Genomic DNA, 8,047 nt, shown 5'->3' on the forward strand with positions numbered 1-8,047 from the left:
AAGCTGAGCTTGCTAAAGTAAAAAAAGAAATTGAAGAAGAACGGGCAAGCTTTGAAAATCAAAAACAAAGCCTCAAAGAACAATTAGATAACCTTTATAAATAGAAAGGGGTAACACTATGTTTTGGGCGAAAATTTTTTATATATTTTTATTTTTGATCGTTGTCGAAACTACAGGCTTGTTGTTGTTGAAAAACGGTCTTGAAAGAGGTTATTTAGATACAGGAGCTATCATCCTTGCAGTTTTTTCATTTGCTTTCTACAACCTATGTTCATTCGGTTATGTCTACTTTACAATAAAAAATAAATAGACGTATTTTCAAAAAAAGATTACATATTTATATCAGTAAAACGACGATTTAAATCGTCGTTTTTTTTGTATAACTCCCCCTGAAATTTATTTTAATTATGCAAATTTCACGTATTTTTGGTGCTAAGACAACGATCCTGAGAGCTTTTCAGACTTTTTTGCATACAACACATCAGTAGAAACCCCTAGAGGCGCAAGAGATTTGGGCGTTTTTTAGATGCTTTCCTAAAAGAAAGCAACTTTCCGAAAAAGACCAATTTTTCGGAAAGTTTATGGATATTATCCCTCAAAGAAACTAATTTTATTTTTCAAAATTTAATTTTGCTTGCTCGAGAATTTGAAAATCGCAACATTGATTCTTTATAAGCATCTGAACATGATTTAATCGTTTAAGGCGTTTTATCGCCTTACTTGCCTCATATACAGATTCAGCTTTATTTTGTATATTGTCTATATCATTTTTTATAGCATCAATTTGTTTAGTTAATAGGACTGCATATTTAGGATTTGTTTTAAAAAGTTCTGAAATATCTATAAAATCAACTTCATTCAAAGGAGCTGGAATCATATTATTAAAGAGTAAAGTTCCTAAATATTCTATCTGATTGTCTTCAGTTTCACGATCCATAATATGATACAACTTTCTATAAATCTGTGGTTTTTTAAGATTTATAGGCTCTCCTTCATCATTATATTCAAATTTAGGAGAAGACAATGGAATATAATACTCAAGGTCATTTATTGTTATACCTAAAGCTGCGTAAGGTCTATTTTCAACTTTATTATCTCTAACTCTTGGATCGACGGTTCTTAAATAATTGATATATTTATCGGAAATGTAATGAAAAGTAATTTGACTCATATAAAAACACCTATAAAAAAATCCCTATAAAAGGGATTACACCAACTTTAGGTAGGTATGGTATCACCTTATTCTTTTGCCAACTTTAGGTAGGTATGGTATCACCTTATTTTTTGCCAACTTTAGATAGGTATGGTATCACCTTATTTTTTTGCCAACTTTAGATAGGTATGGTATCACCTCTTTATTTAATTGTAGTTAAAAAGTGCTTTATAGTCAAGGTATATCATGGTTTATGCTATATATTTTACAACTAACCTAAAATAAGATAAAATAGATTAAGCTAAGTTTTGCTAAGTTTTAAATAAGGAGGTTGATAACATGAAACTCGGAGCTGCGTTCCCTATAGTTAATATCGGACTATTTAATCCTTCTAAAGTTGTCGAGTTGCACATAGAAAAAATTAAAACTAGAGGGGAAGTTTATTTTTCTACTAATAGTCAACTAACACATACGAAAGCAAGTCAACTAGATTTTTTGCTGTTATTTAACCGAGAACAGAATTTTATCTACAAAGCAAAGATAAAAAAATATTATTTTTTTGAAAATAAAGGCGTTCCAGATGATAGTGCAAAATTATCCCCCCGACCGTTTATTTCAGCCCCATGTAAACATTGGTTTAAATTAAGTAGCATAACAAGCATCTCAGAAAAAGATTTAGAGAACATACACTTATTAAGTGCTCAAATGACATCTAAATATAAAACTCTAAATCAATATCTGTCCAAGGGTAAAAGGATGCAAATGTTTTATATATATGAGTAATATTTTTCAAAAGAGGTGTTCAACACCTCTTTTGACTTTTTTGAATAATACCGAAAATAGAGCATCATTAATTGACCCTATCATACTTTGATTTGTCCATGATTTTCTGTTACTCTAGTAATAGATACAATTACAAGGTGAAATCATGACAAAATTAGAGAAAAAATATGACGAATTAGAGGGGTTTTGGTCTCCTGCCGTTCGATTATATGTAGATTATTTTTTTACTACAAATACAAAAGACTTATACAACTACCGTAAGTTAAATAGCTTGAAAAAATTCCTCGATTTCTACGCAGGTAACCATCTTAAAAAGTCTACCAATGAATTAACCATGGATGATTTAGAGCAAACACCTCTAGAAGTTGTTGCAGATTATGTCAACTCTTTAGAGCTAAAACCAGACGGTAAAAAACGATTTATTAGTGTCTTAAATTCATTCTGGAACTACTACACTGTTGTATCCTTCTCAGGTGATAGAAAAGCCCCACACTTCTACCGCAATGTTATGAACGAATGGATCAACGAGTATGGCATACTTTCTCTTTTTACATCAAAAAGAGGAGCAGGGAACACAGTACGAGTAGTTCATTATGATTTGCCACATATGCTATACTTTTTTGATGAAATTGATAAGAATGAGAAACCTACGAGTCCCTATGACTTCTTCCTTGATGAAGAAGCAGGCTCATCTAAATTGCTGAAAAATAAAGACAGAGATTTAGCAATCATCGCTCTAATTGCGGGAACTGGAGTTGATCTTGAACAATTAGCGCAAACTACTTATAGAGATATTGACTTACACAAACAGACGCTAATAGTTACATCTTCTAAAGGTGAACGAATTAAGAAACCGATTTTAAGTGAATTTATCCACTATATCTCACCGTACATTAAAGAAAGAGAGAAATCGGTAACTACTAATACTAGTGATTCTCTATTTCTCGACTTCAAAAGAAGACCACTAACTGCTCCAAAAATATCAGGAATAATAAGTTGGATAGAGAGTGTTTTTGGAAAAGCTTTATCCGCAGCCATTTTAAAACAGACTCATTCGTGCATTCTACTTGAGAAAAACAAGGATTTTTTTGATCTAATTCAAAGAGAAAAGTAATATGGGGCCAAACTCGCGCACTTTTTTCTCATGTATTACAAGATTCTCTACCCCCATCTTGTTATTTTTAATTCAATTTTTCAATAAATAAAAAAGAGAGACTTAAATAGTACTCTCTTTTTTACTTTTATTATCGGATATAGAGCGATATGAAAAAATCATTGTGAGGTATCTGGTAGTATTGTTTTGTAATCTCTGAAGAGAATACTAAGCCAACTCTTTCGTATTCGTCCTTGTATCTTTCGTAGAGTTTTTCAAAATAGTCATGGTTGCTAACGTCACCATAACTCAGTCTCACAAGAGGCATTTTTACCTCGTCGTAAAAATCATCTATGTAGGTCAAGAATAAAGAGAATGGACTGTCATTATCTTTTACTAACTCAACCAAAACAATATCGTAAGGGATGATACGTTCTGTTATACACTTCTCTAATAATCTTTCGTTTTCTTGACGTTCATCAATCACTATATCGTGCATGATGGCCTCTGTGATTTGAGACAGTGCATTGACCTCTGGTAATGCAAACAAGGTTACGTTATTCTCTTGTGTTTTCTCGTAGTAAGAAAAGCCACTATCTCCAAAAGGTACGGTATATAAATTGTCAATAAAATTTACAATGCGTACATGCAGAAGATTATCTTTTGGCTCTGAAATATTATCAAAGACAAAGAAAATTGTATCTCCTCGATAATATTTCATTTGAAAGTATCCCATTATCTTCCCAAGCAGCTTGAAGTGAGGCTCTGTATTCCTGTCATACTCAATCAAATACCTCTGGCCTCGAACAAAGATCACTGCATCTGGGACAAGTGAAATAAGTTTTCGGTTAAACGGAAAAAAGTAAGTGATGTTCAATTCTCTGGGTGATAAATCTGTGCACTGTTCAACGATTCGTCTTCCGATTTTCAGAGCCAACCTTCTTGTATGATAATCATGTAGATGTATTTTTCTGATACCATCTTTACCACCAATCATTTTGTTTGTCTTGAGGCTATAATGCGAACCTTTAAACTCTGTTACCTTTGTCAGTTCAGTAAGACCTGGTATTTCATGAATGATATCTAACAACCAGTCAGCAAAATACTTAGGAACATATAGAAACTTAGTCTTACCTATTCTATAATTGTCTTCAAAGTGACTGAGGGGCATTCTGCTATTTCCTATGAAGGAATACAGTGTTCTGTTGTTTAATTCTTTACCCGTAAGGATATAATACTGATCCAGTATCATTTCTCTTGAAAAATACCTTAAGCGAATTAAATGATACATGAGTAAGATTGTGTCTCTTGTAAAATATATCTTCTTTGCACCATTTGGACTTGGCAAGTAATAAGCCACTACATCTTTTGGGATCTGCTCTATTTTTTCTTTGCTTTTTCTTTGTTTTCTTTTAGCGTTCATAAATCATTTTCTCTTCTCTATTTTTATCAAGTATCCTTCTTTCACTTTTCATATACCTGTATTTCAGACCAGTCTTCTTTGCTAAATAAATCAGCAATTCTTCTTTCCTCCTCGATAATATTCCCATTTTTGTCCTTTTTTATTTCAAGTTGATAGACTGTTTCTGATATATAAAGTGTTAATTCTTGATCGATGTTATTCACTTCAAATTGCGGGAAAATGGGATAATCATAAAAGGCACGATCCCTTTTCCCATCGGGCCCTAAAAACTGTTTATATGAGACTACTCTGAGTTTGGTTTGAATACTCTCTATAAAACATTCAAACTGATTATTAGTATTATTCTCGTAAAGTTCAGTTGCATATTCTGATATAGCTGCAATATCTGAATATGAGATAGTTACGCTCTCTTGTGAGTATCTATTATGTATTATCTCTAATATTCCAAAAACAATTTTTACTTCATTCTTAGATAAAGTGCCTAAGTAGAAATGATCTGGCAAATCACTATTATGATGTATAACTGCTATGTACTCTTTTTTTAATTTTTTCATTGATTGTATGCCCCTTTTTTGTTTCTTATATATATTTTATCACGCCTCATTTCGCATTCAAAGCTATCATAGCCCAAATCAGACTATGATAGCCGAAAACGGTTTCTTCTCAAAAATAAACTCATTTTTAGCAGCTACAGCACGTTCAATTTATAGTTCAAATTTTAGTCATATTCTAAAACATAGTGAAAGTAGAGGTAATACCCCTATAAAGTCACGTTGTTTTAAAATCGACTCTACACTACAGGGACGTGGGTTTTCGGTTCTTCTTTTGAACCACTATGTTTCTCGACCTAAAAAACGATTAACCACCTCATTCCTATTTCGTTATAAATCAAGCAATATCAAGGAATTACAACAACATTTTTTACCTAAGATGTTTCTCAATCTAGAAAAAAATTAACCACCTCAGTGCAATATTGCTATAAAGCTAGTAGCACCAATGGGTTAGTAAACTCTTTTTTAATCTCTATCTTTCTCAAAGAAAAAAGGCTGCATACGCAAGCCCCAACTCTTAATATAAGTTCAAATTACAAAAAATCATAGATATCTGTCTGATGTGATGCTTTCTCTGCCTCTATGATTACCTCTGCAGTTGTTGGCATCCGTCTATCCCTAATTACCATCTCATACCCGATAACTTTTCGTCCTTTTTTTACAGTTGTTAAATCTATATCAGCGTTGAATTTCATTTCTAATTCTTCGCATGCCACCATTAGAGCGTTCCTCTTAAACAAACCTGCAGGCCATGACTTCTCTTCACCCAAGAACCAATCTTGCCATTCCTCTAAACTTCCCTTAATGGTTGTATATTCTCGATTTCCTAAGCGATATGCTTCCCAAAGTTTCATCAAGATCAAAGAATACTTTGATTTCACATTTCCTAATTCATCCAAATGGAAAGAGTAGTAGTTTCTTTTTAACTCAAAAACTAATGGTCCAGCATCTTCAGAGAATTTAAACTCTACAAGGCCATCCTCAATAAATCTTATTCTGCTGAAAAGTTGAGTCATGATTATTGAACGTCTACCATCAGGCAATGTTTCAGGGATATATAGGGCAGTATTCTCGTTAAGTCTCGAAAAAGCTTCTGCAATCCGTCTATAATTCTGACCGTTTTTAGTTAATCCAAAGTGTTTCATAATGTCAAGGCTATGAACCGTAAAGACATCACCAACTCTACTATCTTTCGTTACAGATGAAAAACAGTAGTCTAAAACCTTGTGTTCAAAAGCTTTTAAATTACCAAAAGCTTTGGCCAAGTCATTCGCCTGGACAACTAAATAATTTTGACGAGAAGCTAGTTCTTCATAGATTTTACTGGATTTTCTATTTGATACCATCTTGTTTACCTTTTACTATGTTTCCTATTATGCTACATTCTACCAATTTTTAATTTTATAGTCAATAATGGGGTACAAAATAGTCATTAATGGGGTACAAAATAGTCATTAATGGGGTACAAAATAGTCATTAATGGGGTACAAAATAGTCAATTATTTATCTGCAACCCCTTGGTATTACTGAGTTTCTAAGGTCGACAAAGTAATATAAAGTAATATAAAGTAGGTTAGAAAGTATCTTCTTAAGAAAAAAATCTATATTTTATTTTAAAAAAATAAAAAAATCTTTCACTCAGTTCACTATTTTCTATCTAACCACTTTAAAATATAATGGACCAAAATCTCCACTTCAATAGCAAGTAAGATATTTAAAATTATCTCCATCTGTATCCCCTCCTTTTTAGATAAACTTGCAGAAAGGCCCTCTACAACTATGATCGTATCATGACTAAAAAGGGATTTTTTACGGTTTTAGTACTGAACAATATTTAAGTTACCATCAGGGGCCATATTTTGGCCGTTAAGGGGCTTTCTTGATAAAAATCGGATATTTCCACCTCGGACTCTCTAAGAGGCAAATACGTCCTTATATGAGGTTAAATAAGTGTTTGGTTTTTATTTAACACTCCCTGATGGCAGCAAGCAACAAAATCAGATAAAAAAGGAGCCTGCATTATAACGACAGAAGAAAATTAGAACAAGCAGCAGGAACTATCAGAGAAAGTGTTGAAATCTATACCTTGTATAAAAAGATGCTCTCAAAGATTTCATGATTTTCATACATATCATGTGTGTAGAATTGTGTAGAATGTGCTACAATATATCTATACAAAGCGTTATTATTGTATAGATGCTGATTTTAGTGGAGGAGAAAAAATGAGTGTTCAAATAAGTATCAGAGTATCTAAGGAACAGAAAGAAAAGCTTGTAGAATTAGCTAAAAATGAAAACAAGACTATCACGCAATACATACTTAATAGATGCATTGTAGAAGATAGCTACACAGAATCTAGCAGTGCAGATGATGCTAACAATCGTGTAGAAACTGTATTGCAGGAACAAATTAAGCAGCTTCGTGAGGATTTTGATAATGAACGACGTTTTCTAATCTCTCAGATTGATGAAAAAGATGAACAAATTGCAGATATTTTGGAAACTAACAGCAACCAACTCCAGCTTATTGGAGCACTTACGATAAAAAATGAAACTCTACTTTTAGAAACAAAACAAAGCTGGTGGAAACGATTGTTTTCTAGTAAGAAGAATAAATAATGATCTATAACTAGTAGAAGTTTTGGATGTGAGAATTCATTTCTGGACTAACTACATTTTTGGAAACGCACCCTTTACTAAAGGAGTTTACACATGATGATCCGATTTTACATTATTATTTTTTTCTTCCTTTATCTCGCATTAGGGTTTGCTTTAATTAAGAATAGGTCAAAACTTAATTTGAGCAAACCATTAGCGATAACTTCATTAGTTGGTTATCTAATAATATTAGGCTTGATTGCATATATCACATTATTTTTTTGGATGTTTGGTTATAATTCTTAATAAATCACTAAAAAAAGTCTAGGCATTTTCGGAACACCGGAGGGTGAAGCTGAGCTTGCTAAAGTAAAAAAAGAAATTGAAGAAGAACGGGCAAGCTTTGAAAATCAAAAACAAAGCCTCAAAGAACAATTAGATAACCTT

Annotated in this window: 8 protein-coding genes; 4 read left to right on the forward strand and 4 right to left on the reverse strand. The window is 32.4% G+C overall.

The window, feature by feature from the left end:
* Nucleotides 1–118: 118 nt before the first annotated feature.
* Nucleotides 119–310: a hypothetical protein gene (locus B7723_RS00090; protein WP_084943923.1), complete on the forward strand. Its 192-nt coding sequence runs from the start codon at nt 119–121 to the stop codon at nt 308–310.
* Between the two features lie 300 nt (nt 311–610).
* Here the strand turns inward: B7723_RS00090 and B7723_RS00095 are convergent, their stop codons facing one another.
* Nucleotides 611–1,171 carry a type III toxin-antitoxin system ToxN/AbiQ family toxin gene (locus B7723_RS00095; protein ID WP_084943924.1) on the reverse strand — a complete coding sequence of 187 codons (561 nt, stop codon included), beginning with the start codon at nt 1,169–1,171 and terminating at the stop codon, nt 611–613.
* Between the two features lie 321 nt (nt 1,172–1,492).
* On the opposite strand from B7723_RS00095, the gene B7723_RS00100 reads away from it, so the two are divergent.
* Together B7723_RS00100 and B7723_RS00105 are read left to right on the forward strand one after the other, a co-directional pair.
* Nucleotides 1,493–1,936, forward strand: coding sequence for a hypothetical protein (locus B7723_RS00100; RefSeq protein WP_084943925.1), 444 nt, complete (start codon nt 1,493–1,495; stop codon nt 1,934–1,936).
* 145 nt (nt 1,937–2,081) lie between these two features.
* Nucleotides 2,082–3,050 carry a tyrosine-type recombinase/integrase gene (locus tag B7723_RS00105; RefSeq protein ID WP_084943926.1) on the forward strand — a complete coding sequence of 323 codons (969 nt, stop codon included), beginning with the start codon at nt 2,082–2,084 and terminating at the stop codon, nt 3,048–3,050.
* A gap of 130 nt (nt 3,051–3,180) precedes the next feature.
* Here the strand turns inward: B7723_RS00105 and B7723_RS00110 are convergent, their stop codons facing one another.
* The 3 genes from B7723_RS00110 to B7723_RS00120 all read right to left on the reverse strand — a co-directional run bounded on the left by B7723_RS00110 (nt 3,181) and on the right by B7723_RS00120 (nt 6,349).
* Nucleotides 3,181–4,452 carry a hypothetical protein gene (locus B7723_RS00110; protein ID WP_084943927.1) on the reverse strand — a complete coding sequence of 424 codons (1,272 nt, stop codon included), beginning with the start codon at nt 4,450–4,452 and terminating at the stop codon, nt 3,181–3,183.
* Between the two features lie 41 nt (nt 4,453–4,493).
* Nucleotides 4,494–5,006, reverse strand: coding sequence for a hypothetical protein (locus tag B7723_RS00115; protein WP_241502084.1), 513 nt, complete (start codon nt 5,004–5,006; stop codon nt 4,494–4,496).
* Between the two features lie 530 nt (nt 5,007–5,536).
* Nucleotides 5,537–6,349, reverse strand: a complete 813-nt coding sequence (locus B7723_RS00120; protein ID WP_000254442.1) for a replication initiation protein — start codon at nt 6,347–6,349, stop codon at nt 5,537–5,539.
* An 876-nt stretch (nt 6,350–7,225) separates the two neighbouring features.
* On the opposite strand from B7723_RS00120, the gene B7723_RS00125 reads away from it, so the two are divergent.
* On the forward strand, nt 7,226–7,621 hold the full coding sequence (locus tag B7723_RS00125; RefSeq protein ID WP_084943928.1) for a hypothetical protein: 396 nt from the start codon (nt 7,226–7,228) through the stop codon (nt 7,619–7,621).
* Nucleotides 7,622–8,047: the final 426 nt, after the last annotated feature.

This window comes from Streptococcus oralis subsp. oralis (genome assembly GCF_002096435.1).
GTDB lineage: Bacteria > Bacillota > Bacilli > Lactobacillales > Streptococcaceae > Streptococcus > Streptococcus oralis_AA.

Excerpts from the sequence above, each read along its gene's own strand:
- B7723_RS00090 (WP_084943923.1), top strand. The coding sequence starts at position 119 with ATGTTTTGGGCGAAAATTTTTTATATATTTTTATTTTTGATCGTTGTC.
- B7723_RS00095 (WP_084943924.1), bottom strand. The coding sequence starts at position 1,171 with ATGAGTCAAATTACTTTTCATTACATTTCCGATAAATATATCAATTAT.
- B7723_RS00100 (WP_084943925.1), top strand. The coding sequence starts at position 1,493 with ATGAAACTCGGAGCTGCGTTCCCTATAGTTAATATCGGACTATTTAAT.
- B7723_RS00105 (WP_084943926.1), top strand. The coding sequence starts at position 2,082 with ATGACAAAATTAGAGAAAAAATATGACGAATTAGAGGGGTTTTGGTCT.
- B7723_RS00110 (WP_084943927.1), bottom strand. The coding sequence starts at position 4,452 with ATGAACGCTAAAAGAAAACAAAGAAAAAGCAAAGAAAAAATAGAGCAG.
- B7723_RS00115 (WP_241502084.1), bottom strand. The coding sequence starts at position 5,006 with ATGAAAAAATTAAAAAAAGAGTACATAGCAGTTATACATCATAATAGT.
- B7723_RS00120 (WP_000254442.1), bottom strand. The coding sequence starts at position 6,349 with ATGGTATCAAATAGAAAATCCAGTAAAATCTATGAAGAACTAGCTTCT.
- B7723_RS00125 (WP_084943928.1), top strand. The coding sequence starts at position 7,226 with ATGAGTGTTCAAATAAGTATCAGAGTATCTAAGGAACAGAAAGAAAAG.